The organism is Legionella sp. MW5194 (assembly GCF_016864235.1).
Lineage (GTDB): Bacteria > Pseudomonadota > Gammaproteobacteria > Legionellales > Legionellaceae > Legionella_C.
Window position 1 is genome coordinate 2,471,963 of sequence record NZ_CP045732.1, and the last position, 13,573, is coordinate 2,485,535.

Genomic DNA, 13,573 nt, shown 5'->3' on the forward strand with positions numbered 1-13,573 from the left:
ATAACATTGCTATATTTAATTTAATGAATTAAATTTTTTCTATCTCAAATTAGTCAAACAAGGAGCGTTTATGACTATTAATTTCATTGATTTTCTTGATGAACCTGGATGCCCCCTCGACAAACAAGCGTTTACCTGGAAAGAGTTGGCCGGAAAAACCATCAGTAAACTGGATGATGATGCCTTTACCCGTGTCCGTGTCATTTTAATGAATGGCATTGAGCTCGACGCGTTAAGGCTCAAACATTTTCTGGCCCGCTGTAAAAAGGAGTTGCAGTTGCCCCTGGCTGAAATCCGTCGTGTCGAACAACATCAAGCGACGCAAATCAACTGGCTGCTGTCTGCCGATCATTCCCCGCTTGAAACCACCATTGCCTATGAGCAGGTGGCGATTGAAGTCACCGCCGCCGTGGCTCAGAACGAGCCGGATCCCTATCAGGCCCAGACTTATCGCTTTGGACTGCTTGAAGATTTCGATCACCTCTATCGCTATGCGGCGATGCTTGATCGGCTGGAAGGCAAGGACGCTAATAATATTCTGCAGGGGTATACTGACATTGTTCCCGGCCGACCGACCTCAGTCCACCATCGAGCACCCCGCAGCGATTTGCGCAACCACTATGACAAAAACAAGGCCGAACTCATCACCAAAATCCATGCGGCGATGATAACCGGGGCAGAATACCAGACGCATGATTATTACATGAACATCGGTCCCCTGTTTGCCGATCCCTTAGCCCGCCAACTCTATGCTGAAATTGCGTCGGTGGAAGAGCAGCATGTGACCCAATACGAGTCATTGATGGATCCGTCAGAAAGTCTGATTGAACGCTGGATAGTCCATGAAACGGTGGAAATCTACACTTACTTAAGTTGCGTTCAGCAGGAAACCAATCCTTTTGTCAAAGCCATCTGGCAACGCTTCCTGGAATATGAAATTGGCCATTTGCAGGTCGCCTGCGAATGCTTTAGAAAATATGAAAACCGCGATCCTGAGGAAATTCTGCAAGGCAAAATCCCTGAGATGATCCGGTTTAAAAGCCAGCGCCCCTTTGTTCGCAAAGTGCTTGAAGAAGAAGTCGATCTTCGCACGGACGGGGTCAATTATGTTCCCAAAGACGAGGAGGATGCCGAGTCCTTGCTCTACCGCGACCAGATGAATGCAGAAGGCATCCCGGCTGAAATTGTTTCTGCTGGATACCAATGGCAACCGGGTACCGAACTCAACCGCATTTAAAAGGATTTGATCATGAATAAAAACGAACCCATGCACAACGTCACCGGCGGGCAATTAATACCGCAGGACATTGAGGCGATGCTCGAAGCCACCGAACGTTTTCCTGCTGACGTACCCGGGGATGAACAAAAACTTGCCTTTGAGCGCAGCAAAATGGTTAACGAAGTTGACCCCATCGGCACAATCCCACCGATGACGGAAGCGCAAAAGGATGAATTAAAAACAGCCTCCGCCACCAAAAACATGACTTTATTGATTGACAAGCTCGGGGAGCGTCTTGCCTTTGAGCGATCCGGCGTTCGCCTGTATGAAGCCGCCATTGCCAAGGCCAAAGGCTTTAATCTGCCGTCGGTCTTCCTCAACCGTCTGCAACACATTCGCGAGGAAGAAGCTGAGCACATGGCCATCGTTAAAACCGTGATGGATCAATTAGGCGCCGATGCGACCGCAATCACCCCCTGTGCCGACGCGACCAGCGTCGCGGGTATGGGTCTCATTCAGGTGATGACTGATCCACGTACCGATGCCGCGCAATTGCTGAATACCCTGCTCATTGCCGAATTGACGGATAATGCCGGATGGGAACTGCTGATTGATCTGGCCATGAAGCAAGGCCAGGACGTGGTTGCTGAATGTTTTCGAACACCGCTGAGACAAGAGCAGGAACACCTGTTGATGATTAAAAGCCTGTTAAAAGAAACCCTTGAGCTCGATACCGAACAGGGGAGCTGTTATTACCTTGGTGAAGACGAACGCGGATGGGTGATTAAAAAAGACGGCGCAGGTCGTGCAATACGGCATTTTGATAACAAGGAAGAAGCCATTACCGCCGCCTTGAAAATGAGTGAAAACGCCAAAGGCAAGCTGGTTATCCGTCATTAGAATCAGAAAGTATCCGCATTAAAACCATGGGGCTGATTCAGCCCCGTTTGGTTTTGATGTTGCGATTTTCTTCAGCCGCTTTATCACGTTTCCGATCTTCAATTTCACTGCCTGCGAGGCGGCTTTTTTGTTTGTCGTCGGTTTTGTCCTTGCGATCAACGGCATAAGGCTGAGGATTGCTGGTATGGCGGGTCATGAGAGCCTCCGTTTGTTTTTCCCTTCTCCTTAAGTGTAGCAGTTGCCCTAAGCGTCCAGGGCGGTCGTCAGACGACTGATCAAACCAGGACCCTGATAAATCAAACCGGTGTAAACCTGTAACAACGAAGCCCCCGCCGCCAGTTTCTCCCGCGCTATTTCACCGCTGTCGATGCCGCCCACACCAATCAAACAGACGTCTTTGCCGACTACTTCGTTTAAAAGGCGTAAACAGGCGGTCGAACGCGAAGCCAGGGGCTGCCCGCTCAAGCCGCCTGTCTCCTGACCATAGGGTAAGGAAGCCACTGCCTCTCGCCCAGAGGTCGTATTGGTGGCGATGATGCCATTCATTCCCTGACTGACTACCACATGAGCCATCTGTTTCAATGCGTCGTCGCTTTCATCCGGAGAAACTTTCACCAGCAGCGGCACGGTGCGCTGGTATTGATCTTCCAAACGCTTGCGTTCGTCGGTCAACTGCGTCAGCAAATCAATAAAAAAATCGCCGCGCTGCAGGAGGCGTAAATCAGGCGTATTGGGGGATGAGATGTTAATGGTCACATAGGAGGCCTGCTTAAACACCTTTTGCAGACAGTACCGGTAATCTTCGGCGGCGTGGGTCAGAGGCGTGTCTTTATTTTTACCAATATTGATGCCGAGTATGCCTTGATAGCGCGCCCGGGCGACATGCCCCACCAAGGCATCCACCCCCTGGTTATTAAACCCCATGCGGTTAATGATGGCATTGGCTTTAGGCAGGCGAAAAAGACGGGGTTTCGGGTTGCCCGGTTGTGGCCTGGGCGTTACCGTGCCCAATTCAATAAAGGAAAAGCCCAGTTTAGCCAGTGCATCGAGGTGTTCGCCATTTTTATCAAATCCGGCCGCCAAACCAATGGGATGAGGGAAATCAAGACCCAAGGCCTTAACAGGCCTCTGTTTTGGCTTTTCGAAACAGGCCGAAGGCAGCCAGCGCAGGGCATGCAGGGCCAGCGCATGCGCACGCTCAGTGTCCAGTTTAAACAACAGTGGACGAAGCAGAGAATACATTTAATCAAACTCCAGTCATTCAATCGAAGGCAAAACGAGGTAATATAATACCCCCTTTAACGCCACGCCAGAAACCCTGGCTTAAAAACAGGATACCCATGATTACGATTGATCCCACCCAACTCAATGCTGCGGGTAAAAAATTGCTTTTTGATTTAATGACTCAAGCCGCGGATACTGAAATCGCCGCTGGGAAACACGTGTTGTCTTATGGGGAAAATACCGAAGCGATTTTCCTGCTGCACCCGCTGCTCATTACTAAAAAAACCGCCACCAGCATTCATGCGGAAGTATTGGACGCCCCGTTTGAAAACGGCAGTTATGGGTCAGTCATGTTAAGCCTTGGCAAGATTAAAAGCGAAAACGACATGTCGTTTAAGGAACGCACGCCTGAAAAGCAACAAGTCATCAAATGCATCGCCCTAAGCCAGATGCCCGAAAAGCGGATTCATAAAGAAGCGCTGCGTACGCAGCTTGGCAATGAGTCTTTACACTGTAAAGAACCGGTATTCAGTAAGACGTTTGGATTTCTGCGCATGCGAAAGGCGGGTGAGATGGACTTATTTAAACTGCAAAGGCGTCTTATCAAGAGCAAAATTGAATTAAGCCTGCTTCAATACCTGGAGCTGTCGTTAGCGATTGTCAAAGCCGTGGATGAACTCCATGCGAAAGGGCGTATTCATCGGGATATTAAACCAGAAAACATCATGGTTTCCCTCTCGCCCCTGACGGTCAAATTAATTGATTTTGCCTTTTCCTGCCCCAGCAGTAAAACCCAGGGTAAACGCATCAAAGGCACCCTCCCCTTTCTACCGCCAGAGGTATTCTTTAAGATGAAAATCAGTACAGCGGGTGATATTTTTTCACTGGGCATGACTCTGGCTGATTTTTGGGGCGACAGCTCCATGGACCACCTCAATGAAAGAATGGCTGACAGTTTTGAAAAATACTACGGGCACCGTAAGCAACAGAAGCTTAAACTCTTTACCGGGATGACCGTGCCGTCAGAGATAGCCAAACCCTTAAACGAGGTGCTGCATGGCATGATCCGCTTTAATCCAGACGAACGGACACCCCTCAATCGTGTCATGAGCACTCTGGCGAATCTCATTGAACTGGAAAAGCAATACCTGGCGCAATTGTCAGACAGTGAGGACGGAGACGAAACGCCTGGTCCTGAATTGCCCGTACGAGTCGGTTAAACAGGGCATTCCTGCGCCCAGACGCGAAGCATGGCATTGCCGCTGGGTTGCAGGTGATAATTGACGCTGCGGACCTCCACGCCAAAGTTGTGCTGCTGCAGTTCAAGCAGTACGGGCCCAAGCAAAGGCGAAGGCTGGCCGTGGCGGTCAATTAAAGGGAAAATACGCACTTCTTTGGCAACTCGCGCCAGTTCCTGAATGGCCTGGACATGAAACGCCACATCCTGATTGTCCAGTTCGGCGAAAAGATAGTGCGAACTTAAAGCATAGTCGAAGGTAAAATCGTTAAAGGGCAACCGGATTTCGGTGATGCCGATGTAGCGTTTTTCTTCTTTGCCTCGCAGATAATCCGCGAAAAAAGCAGACAGACCGCTTCGCCTTTTTTCAATCAGTTCTTCGAGATTGTTTTCATAACGGCTGAAATCAAACTTTTCCTTTTCCTCTGTCACCTTGTTAAGCATGTCAGCAAAAATCAACGTCACTTTGGAATTAAGTGTATCCATGTCCAGGCTAAAAAGGGGATCGCAGCTGACGCATTGTTTGGCTTTTCCTGTCAATTCAGCGTTGATCGCACTGGGGCCGCAACCAAATTCCAGGATTTTCCCTGAAAGATCCGTGTCAGTTAAATCAAACATTTCCCTGTATTCATCGACATGATGGCCCCAGATTACCAGCTTGTTCATAACTCCCGCCCCTTAATGCACAATGCCTGCTAAAAATGAAGTTGCAACTTGAATTTGATTGGGTATAGTCTAGCCTATTTGTTTAAGTAACAGGAAGTCAACTATGCATACTGGATTACACCACGCCCTTGGCGAGACTTATGATCTGTTACGCGACAGCGTTTATCAGTTCGCGCAACATGAAATTGCCCCCATTGCCGCGCAGATTGACGCGGAAAACACCTTTCCCAACCACCTCTGGCGGAAACTGGGCGAGATGGGACTGCTAGGCATTACGGTCAGTGAGGAATACGGCGGAGCGAACATGGGTTATCTGGCCCACGCCATTGCCATGGAAGAAATTTCGCGCGCCTCAGCCTCGGTCGGCTTAAGTTACGGCGCTCATTCCAACCTCTGCGTCAACCAGATTTATCTGAACGGCAACCACGAGCAAAAGCGTCAATATTTGCCTAAACTTATTAGTGGAGAGTTTATTGGCGCGCTGGCCATGAGTGAGTCCAACTCCGGTTCTGATGTCGTCAGCATGCAGTTGCAGGCCCAGTCTCAAGGTGATCATTTTATTCTCAATGGCACTAAAATGTGGATTACCAATGGCCCGGATGCCGATGTTTTGGTGGTTTATGCCAAAACAGACAAGCAGGCCGGCAGCAAAGGCATTACCGCCTTTCTGATTGAGAAAGGCATGCAAGGATTCAAAACAGCGCAAAAACTCGATAAATTGGGAATGCGGGGTTCCAACACCTGCGAACTGGTGTTTGAAGATTGCCGGGTACCGGCTGAAAATATTCTTGGCGAACTGAATAAGGGCGCCAAAGTGCTGATGAGCGGTCTTGATTATGAGCGTACCATCCTGGCGGCGGGACCCGTGGGCATCATGCAGGCCTGCCTGGATGTGGTCATCCCCTACGTTCATGAACGTAAACAATTTGGCCAGCCGATTGGCGAATTCCAGTTTATTCAGGGTAAACTGGCAGACATGTATACGGAATTAAGCGCCTCGCGATCCTACCTTTATGCCGTAGCAAAGGCCTGTGATCAAGGGTTGGTCAACCGCATCGATGCCGCCGGTGTTATCCTTTATACTGCCGAGAAGGCCACACAAACGGCACTGCAGGCTATTCAAACTCTGGGCGGGAATGGCTATATTAATGAATACCCCACGGGGCGTTTGTTGCGGGATGCCAAATTGTACGAAATTGGCGCAGGTACCTCCGAGATACGGCGCATGCTGATTGGCCGTGAACTATTTAAAGAAACTTCATAAGGAAAAGGAAAATGAGTATGGATCAGAATGATATCGTCATCGTTGCTGCCAAACGCACCCCCATGGGTAGCATGCTGGGCGCTCTGTCAGCATTGACAGCACCGGAATTAGGGGCCATTGCTCATCGCGCAGCACTCGAACAGGCTGGCATTTCTCCCTCTGATATTGATGAAGTCATCACCGGCTGCGTATTACAGGCAGGCATCGGACAGGCGCCTGGACGCCAGGCCGCCATTGGCGCCGGCATCCCTGATTCCACGGGCGCAACCACCATTAATAAAATGTGCGGCTCTGGCATGAAAGCGGTGATGCTGGGTCATGATTTAATCAAAGCCGGTTCCGCCAATGTCGTGCTGGCCAGCGGCATGGAAAGCATGAGCAATGCACCTTACCTGCTTGATAAAGCCCGCTCCGGCTATCGTCTTGGCCATGGTCAGCTTAAAGATCACATGTTCCTCGACGGGCTGGAAGATGCCTATGAGCGTGGCCAGTTAATGGGTTGTTTTGCTGAGCAGACAGCTGAACATTTTGGCTTTACCCGGGCTCAGCAGGATGAATACGCATCCCGTTCATTGACTCGTGCCCTGCAGGCGCAACAGGACAATGGTTTTGCTGACGAAATCGTACCCGTCACCATCAAAGACCGTAAAGGCGAAATCACCGTATCCAAAGATGAAAGCCCCGACGCCGGCAAATTAAACAAGATTGCCACGCTGCGTCCGGCGTTTAAAGCGGATGGCACAGTGACTGCCGCCAACTCAAGCTCCATCTCCGATGGCGCAGCAAGCCTTATCCTCATGACCGCCGAACAGGCTAAAAAACGCGGCATAAAGCCCCTGGCCCGTATTCTTGCTCACGCAACCCATGCTCAGGCACCAGAGTGGTTTACTACGGCCCCAGTGGATGCAATTCGTAAAGTCATGAGCAAAGCCGGCTGGACTAAAAATGAAGTGGATCTTTTTGAGATCAACGAAGCCTTTGCGGTAGTCGCCATGGCGGCCATTAGCCAGCTTGAACTGGATGACAATAAGGTCAATATCCACGGCGGCGCCTGCGCTTTGGGCCACCCCATCGGGGCATCCGGTGCGCGCATTTTAGTCACGCTCATCCATGCGCTGAAACAACGCCAGAAAACTCGCGGCATTGCTGCTCTCTGCATTGGCGGCGGAGAAGCAACGGCCATGGCCATTGAACTGGTTTAGCCGCTGTCCTAATCCACTGGGCGATGCCCGCATCGGTTGACGGTTGCGGGCATCGTCAACATAAAAATAACAAAGGATGTACATGCTTCGTCAAAGTCTTATCTATCTTGCTTTAAGCATTCTGGTCATTGTCTTTGCCAAATACGCCCATCTGCTGATTGTGTATATCGACATGTTTTATGCCTACGTGAATCTCAAGCTCGCCGCGGTGTTTAGCCACACTGGCATCGGTTTATTGATTCGCAAGGTGATTCTGCTGACCTTGATTCCTATCCTTTTAGCCTCAGTCCCAGCACTCATTTACCGCCCGATTCGAGGCAAACCCATGCCCTATCTGCTGGAGCTGACCTGGTGTCTCTGGTTAATTATTGTATTGAGCAACCTACTGATTCATTAAGGATTATCATGGCAAAAATTGTCAGTCAGATTAATACGGCAAGCACCGAATTTAAACAAAACGCGGCCGCCATGGAGGCCCAGGTTTTGCAGTTACGCGATCTTGTTGAACAAATCGCCCGGGGCGGCGATGACAATGCGCGCGCCAGGCATTTGAAGCATGGCAAGCTGCTGCCACGCGAGAGGCTGCAACAATTGCTGGACCCCGGCAGCCCATTTCTGGAGTTATCGCAGCTTGCAGCCTATCAGGTTTATGACGACGTTGTCCCTGCAGCCGGCATCATTACCGGCATTGGGCGAATCAATGGCACCGAATGCATCATTGTGGTCAATGATGCCACTGTAAAAGGCGGCACCTATTATCCGCTCACGGTTAAAAAGCATTTAAGGGCTCAGGACATCGCACGCAGCAATCACCTGCCCTGCGTTTATCTGGTGGATTCCGGTGGCGCCTTTTTACCGCGACAGGATGAAGTGTTCCCTGATCGCGATCATTTTGGCCGCATTTTTTATAATCAGGCCACGCTGTCTGCCGAAAACATCCCGCAGATTGCCGTGGTGATGGGTTCGTGTACCGCAGGCGGCGCTTACGTCCCTGCCATGGCCGATGAATCCATCATGGTCCGCAATCAGGCCACCATTTTTTTAGGCGGGCCGCCGCTGGTCAAAGCGGCGACCGGTGAAGTGATCAGCGCTGAAGAATTGGGCGGCGCCGATGTCCATTGCCGTCAATCCGGTGTGGCTGATCATTACGCTGAAAACGATGCCCATGCCCTGTTTCTGGCGCGTCAAACCATTGCTTTTTTGAATCGCAAAAAGCCGGAGCAGCTAACCCGCATTGACAGCCGCGAACCGCTGTATGCCGCCCACGAACTCAATGGCATCGTCCCTGTAGACCCCCGCAAACCTTTTGATATCCGTGAAATCATTGCCCGTCTCGTCGATGCCTCTGAATTTGATGAATTCAAAGCTTTGTACGGCACCACCCTGGTTTGCGGTTTTGCCCATCTGTATGGTTACCCTATCGGCATTGTGGCCAATAATGGCATTTTATTCGGTGAAAGCGCATTAAAAGGCACTCATTTTATCGAACTGTGTGTCCAGCGCCGCATTCCCCTGCTGTTTTTACAGAACATCACCGGTTTTATGGTAGGCAGCAAATACGAAGCCGGTGGCATCGCCAAACACGGGGCCAAAATGGTCACTGCCGTTGCCAATGCCAATGTGCCCAAATTCACCGTCCTTGTCGGCGGCAGTTTTGGCGCCGGCAACTACGCCATGTGCGGACGCGCCTACGAGCCGCGGTTTTTATGGAGCTGGCCCAATGCCCGCATCTCAGTCATGGGTGGCGAGCAAGCCGCCAATGTGCTGGCGCAAGTGAATCGCGACAAGCACACCAAACAAGGCACCCACTGGTCGGAAGAAGCTGAAGAAGCGTTTAAAGCAGAACTTCGCGCCCAGTATGAAACCCAGGGCCATCCCTATTATGCCAGCGCCCGCTTATGGGATGACGGGGTCATTGCGCCTGAAGACACCCGTATGGTGTTGGGATTAAGTCTGTCCGCGGCATTGAATGCCCCCATTTCAGCGACACGCTTTGGCGTTTTTCGCATGTAAGGATTAAAACCATGAGCCACCTGTTGCATGAATGGCACGATCACGTGTCAGTGATCACCTTAAACCGGGTCGAGAAACACAATGCGTTTGATGACACGCTGCTTCATGATTTGCAAAAAACCCTGGATGAGGCCATCGCCCACCCAGACACCAAAGCCCTTATTTTAAAGGCCAAGGGCAAGCATTTTTCAGCCGGTGCCGATGCCCATTGGATGCAGCGAATGGCCCATTACAGCGAAGAGGAAAACGTCAAGGATGCCCTGGTGCTTGCCCGGGTGATGAATACCCTCTACACCAGCAACAAACCCACCATCGCCATGGTCCAGGGATCCGCTTTTGGCGGCGGTGCCGGGTTAGTGGCGGCCTGTGATATTGCGATCGCCGCGCAGTCCGCGCGCTTTTGCTTTTCCGAGGTTAAGCTTGGCCTGGTCCCCGCGGTCATTAGCCCTTATGTGGTCAATGCCGTCGGCGCACGCGTGGCCAAATGGTTGTTCATGAGTGCCGAAATGATCGATGCCGAGCGCGCCAAACAGCTTAATCTGGTCCATCATTGTATTGATGAGGATCAATTATGGGAGTATACCCTGACTTATGCACAAAAGATGACAACGCTTGCCCCGCAGGCTGTCTCGGAATGCAAAACACTGGTTGACTGCGTTGACGGCAAACCCATCGATGAGGCATTAATCGAAAAAACAGCCGCGATCATTGCAAAAAAACGGGTTTCTGCGGAAGGTCAGCGCGGGCTTCGCGCCTTCCTTAACAAAGAAACCCCCAACTGGAATTAAGGATTTTCATGTTTAACCGAATTCTTATCGCTAACCGCGGCGAAATTGCCTGCCGGGTGATTCGAACCGCTAAAAAAATGGGCATTGAAACCATTTCCGTTTATTCGCTTGCCGATCAAAACAGCCCGTTTGTGCGCCTCGCGGATAAAGCCTACTGTGTGGGGGAAGCCAGCGCCAAAAGCAGTTATTTGAATATCAATGCCATTCTGGACGCAGCCAAGGCATCGGGGGCTGAAGCCATTCATCCCGGTTACGGTTTTCTATCAGAAAATCCGCAATTTGCCCGTGCCTGCGAACAGGCCGGTATTGTGTTCATTGGCCCAAGCGTTTCGGCTATGGAAGCCATGGCATCAAAACAGCTGGCCAAGCAGTTACTGGAAAAAACCTCCGTGCCGCTGACACCGGGCTATCACGGCAACGAGCAAAGCGATGCACACCTGCTGAACGAAGCCCGACGCATTGGTTTTCCGGTATTGCTTAAGGCCGCAAGCGGCGGCGGCGGCAAGGGCATGCGTGCCGTGCATCAGGACACTGATTTTCTGCAGGCCCTGGCCGGCGCCCGCCGCGAAGCCATGGCCAGTTTTGCCGACGACACGATGATCATCGAAAAGCTGGTATTAAACCCGCGTCACGTGGAAGTGCAGGTCATGGCCGACAATCATGGTGGGGTCGTGCATCTTTTTGAGCGCGATTGCTCCATTCAAAGGCGTCATCAGAAAATCATTGAAGAAGCTCCGGCCCCCCGTTTAAATGATGACTTGCGTCAACGCCTCGCGACAGCAGCCTGTGAGGTGGCGCGTTCCATTGATTACCGCGGCGCAGGGACTGTTGAATTCCTGGTGGATGGCGACAGCGATTTTTATTTTATGGAAATGAATACCCGCCTGCAGGTGGAACATCCAGTCACCGAGAAAATCACCGGTTTTGATCTGGTGGAATGGCAGATTAAAATTGCCGCCAATGCACCGCTTCCAGCGACTCAGGACACCATTCGCCACTCGGGTCATGCGCTGGAATGCCGCATCTATGCGGAAGATCCGCATCAGGGTTTTATTCCCTCCATCGGCGACATTCATTTTCTAAAAGAGCCTGAGGGGGACAACATCCGTATCGATAGCGGTGTGACCTGCGGGTCCGGCATTACCATGTATTACGACCCCATGATTGCCAAATTAATTACCTGGGGGAACACGCGCGATGAAGCCATTCAACACATGCAGCGGGCATTAAGCGATTATGCCATTGGCGGCGTTAAGACCAACATCCCCTTTCTGCAGGCCATTGTTGCCAATGAAGCATTTATTGCTGCCAACCTGAGCACGGATTTCCTGCAACAGCAAGCCATCCATCTGACCGCCCCAGACAAAAAACAGGCTTTGCTCATGGCGGCCGCCTATGACTATCTGCAATTGCATCGCCATCAAGACCTTTTACTTCGTCAAAGCGTTGCCTGGCAATCCAATTTACGCAGCCACTGGTACTGCCGCTATGTGACAGGCGAGCAAGCGTATTGCCTTAAAATCGACGCCGTGAATGAAAGGCAGTTTCAGGTGACTCTGGAAAATGAACCCACTCTGACGTTAACCGCAGGCCTTGATGGTGACTGGTTAACACTCGATGACGGCAGGCAGCAGCAATCCGCCCGGGTTAATTATTTTCAAGGTAAATTGTATTGCTACATCAACGGCGGTCCGGTGATTGTCAGTCCCTACCATTGGGACGATTTAGGCCAGCAGGCCGGTCCCAAGGGGGAACTGACTGCCCCCATGCCCGCAACGGTAGTTGCCATTCTTAAAAACAAGGGTGACAAGGTGAAAGAAGGCGAACGCCTGATTGTGCTTGAAGCCATGAAAATGGAGCACACCATTCATGCACCCAAAAATGGCACTCTGGCGGAATTGTACTATGAAGTCGGTTCCCAGGTGCAGGAAGGCGCACAGTTACTGGCACTACAGGATTAATCAGGCATTTACAGGTCGGTTCGCTTCACTCAAAATGAAATGAACCGAGTTCATCATGCCTACAAACCGGAATCAGCATGAACTACCCAAACCAAGTGACCCTCGTTGAGGTAGGTCCACGCGATGGACTGCAGAATGAAATTACCTTTGTGTCGACACGAAAAAAAATTGAATTGATTAACCAGCTCAGTCAAAGCGGCTTAAAACGGATTGAGGTCACCAGTTTTGTCTCGCCCAAAGCCATTCCACAACTGTCTGACAACCTTGAAGTCTATGCCGGCATCGATAAACCCGCCGGCGTGCAATTTTCCGCGCTGGTTCCAAATACCCGGGGGCTGCAACGTGCGATCGAGGCAGGAGTAACAGAAATTGCAGTCTTTACCGCCGCCAGTGAAGAATTTAATCGCCGCAACATCAATTGCTCCATCGCAGAAAGCCTTGCGCGCATTGCCGAGATAATTCCCTTGGCTCAGGCCCATCAAATCAAAATCCGGGGGTATGTGTCCTGCGTTGTGGGTTGCCCCTATGAAGGAGCCATTGCTCCTGAAAAAGTGCTGGACGTCGCCCGCGAATTGGCGCAGCTGGGTATTTATGAAATCAGTCTGGGCGACACCATTGGTGTGGGCACCCCCAGACAAACCTCGCTGCTGCTTGAGAAGATTTTAAACTATCTGCCCGCAAAGCAAATCGCCATGCATTTTCATGATACCTACGGTCAGGCCATTGCCAACATCCATGCGTCACTGCAATGCGGCATTACCTGTTTTGACAGCTCGGTCGCCGGCCTCGGCGGCTGCCCCTATGCCCGCGGTGCCAGCGGCAATGTGGCGACAGAAGACGTGCTTTACCTGATGCACGGACTTGGCATTGAAACCGGTGTTGACATTTACAAAATCGTCCATGCCGGCGACATGATTTGCAAAGCCATGTCAAGAAAAAATCAGTCCAAGGTTGCCAATGCCCTTTTAGCCAATCCCTGTTAAAAAAACGACCCAGCGACAAACAGCGTCTATAATCAGGCTTATCGTCAAAGTGAACGACCTGAAGGCAAAAAACGCCGATTGGTTATTCAATAAACTTTTTTTTTATTCTAATATAC

At 51.0% G+C, this 13,573-nt stretch carries 13 protein-coding genes; 10 read left to right on the plus strand and 3 right to left on the minus strand.

Annotation, left to right across the window (positions count from 1 at the left end; all coding sequences use genetic code 11):
* The first annotated feature begins 70 nt into the window (after positions 1-70).
* Together GH742_RS11335 and GH742_RS11340 are read left to right on the plus strand one after the other, a co-directional pair.
* Positions 71-1,237, plus strand: a complete 1,167-nt coding sequence (locus GH742_RS11335) for a hypothetical protein (protein WP_203455061.1) — start codon at positions 71-73, stop codon at positions 1,235-1,237.
* Positions 1,238-1,249: 12 nt separating this feature from the next.
* Positions 1,250-2,119 carry a DUF2188 domain-containing protein gene (locus GH742_RS11340; protein WP_203455062.1) on the plus strand — a complete coding sequence of 290 codons (870 nt, stop codon included), beginning with the start codon at positions 1,250-1,252 and terminating at the stop codon, positions 2,117-2,119.
* Between the two features lie 37 nt (positions 2,120-2,156).
* Here the strand turns inward: GH742_RS11340 and GH742_RS11345 are convergent, their stop codons facing one another.
* Together GH742_RS11345 and GH742_RS11350 are read right to left on the minus strand one after the other, a co-directional pair.
* Positions 2,157-2,315, minus strand: coding sequence for a hypothetical protein (locus GH742_RS11345; RefSeq protein WP_203455063.1), 159 nt, complete (start codon positions 2,313-2,315; stop codon positions 2,157-2,159).
* A gap of 47 nt (positions 2,316-2,362) precedes the next feature.
* On the minus strand, positions 2,363-3,361 hold the full coding sequence (locus GH742_RS11350; protein WP_203455064.1) for a quinone-dependent dihydroorotate dehydrogenase: 999 nt from the start codon (positions 3,359-3,361) through the stop codon (positions 2,363-2,365).
* Between the two features lie 98 nt (positions 3,362-3,459).
* Between GH742_RS11350 and GH742_RS11355 the strand changes: the two genes are divergently transcribed.
* Positions 3,460-4,563 (plus strand): protein kinase, encoded by a 1,104-nt coding sequence (locus tag GH742_RS11355; RefSeq protein WP_203455065.1) that lies wholly within the window; start codon positions 3,460-3,462, stop codon positions 4,561-4,563.
* Here GH742_RS11355 and GH742_RS11360 read toward each other — a convergent pair.
* Positions 4,560-5,246, minus strand: coding sequence for a hypothetical protein (locus GH742_RS11360; protein ID WP_203455066.1), 687 nt, complete (start codon positions 5,244-5,246; stop codon positions 4,560-4,562). The two genes, GH742_RS11355 and GH742_RS11360, sit on opposite strands and share 4 nt — an antisense overlap.
* A gap of 103 nt (positions 5,247-5,349) precedes the next feature.
* On the opposite strand from GH742_RS11360, the gene GH742_RS11365 reads away from it, so the two are divergent.
* From GH742_RS11365 to GH742_RS11395, 7 genes are all read left to right on the plus strand, one after another.
* A complete protein-coding gene (locus GH742_RS11365; protein WP_203455067.1) occupies positions 5,350-6,510 on the plus strand; it encodes an isovaleryl-CoA dehydrogenase in 1,161 nt (386 codons plus the stop codon).
* Positions 6,511-6,527: 17 nt separating this feature from the next.
* Positions 6,528-7,712 (plus strand): acetyl-CoA C-acyltransferase, encoded by a 1,185-nt coding sequence (locus tag GH742_RS11370; RefSeq protein ID WP_203455068.1) that lies wholly within the window; start codon positions 6,528-6,530, stop codon positions 7,710-7,712.
* Positions 7,713-7,794: 82 nt separating this feature from the next.
* Positions 7,795-8,109 (plus strand): hypothetical protein, encoded by a 315-nt coding sequence (locus GH742_RS11375; RefSeq protein WP_203455069.1) that lies wholly within the window; start codon positions 7,795-7,797, stop codon positions 8,107-8,109.
* Between the two features lie 8 nt (positions 8,110-8,117).
* Positions 8,118-9,725 (plus strand): carboxyl transferase domain-containing protein, encoded by a 1,608-nt coding sequence (locus tag GH742_RS11380; RefSeq protein WP_203455070.1) that lies wholly within the window; start codon positions 8,118-8,120, stop codon positions 9,723-9,725.
* A gap of 11 nt (positions 9,726-9,736) precedes the next feature.
* The gene (locus tag GH742_RS11385; RefSeq protein ID WP_203455071.1) at positions 9,737-10,513 is read left to right on the plus strand and encodes an enoyl-CoA hydratase-related protein; all 777 of its coding nucleotides are present in this window, start codon (positions 9,737-9,739) and stop codon (positions 10,511-10,513) included.
* Between the two features lie 8 nt (positions 10,514-10,521).
* Entirely contained in the window at positions 10,522-12,474 is a 1,953-nt protein-coding gene (locus tag GH742_RS11390; RefSeq protein WP_203455072.1) for an acetyl/propionyl/methylcrotonyl-CoA carboxylase subunit alpha, read from the plus strand.
* A 77-nt stretch (positions 12,475-12,551) separates the two neighbouring features.
* A complete protein-coding gene (locus GH742_RS11395) occupies positions 12,552-13,457 on the plus strand; it encodes a hydroxymethylglutaryl-CoA lyase (protein ID WP_203455073.1) in 906 nt (301 codons plus the stop codon).
* Positions 13,458-13,573 lie beyond the last annotated feature (116 nt).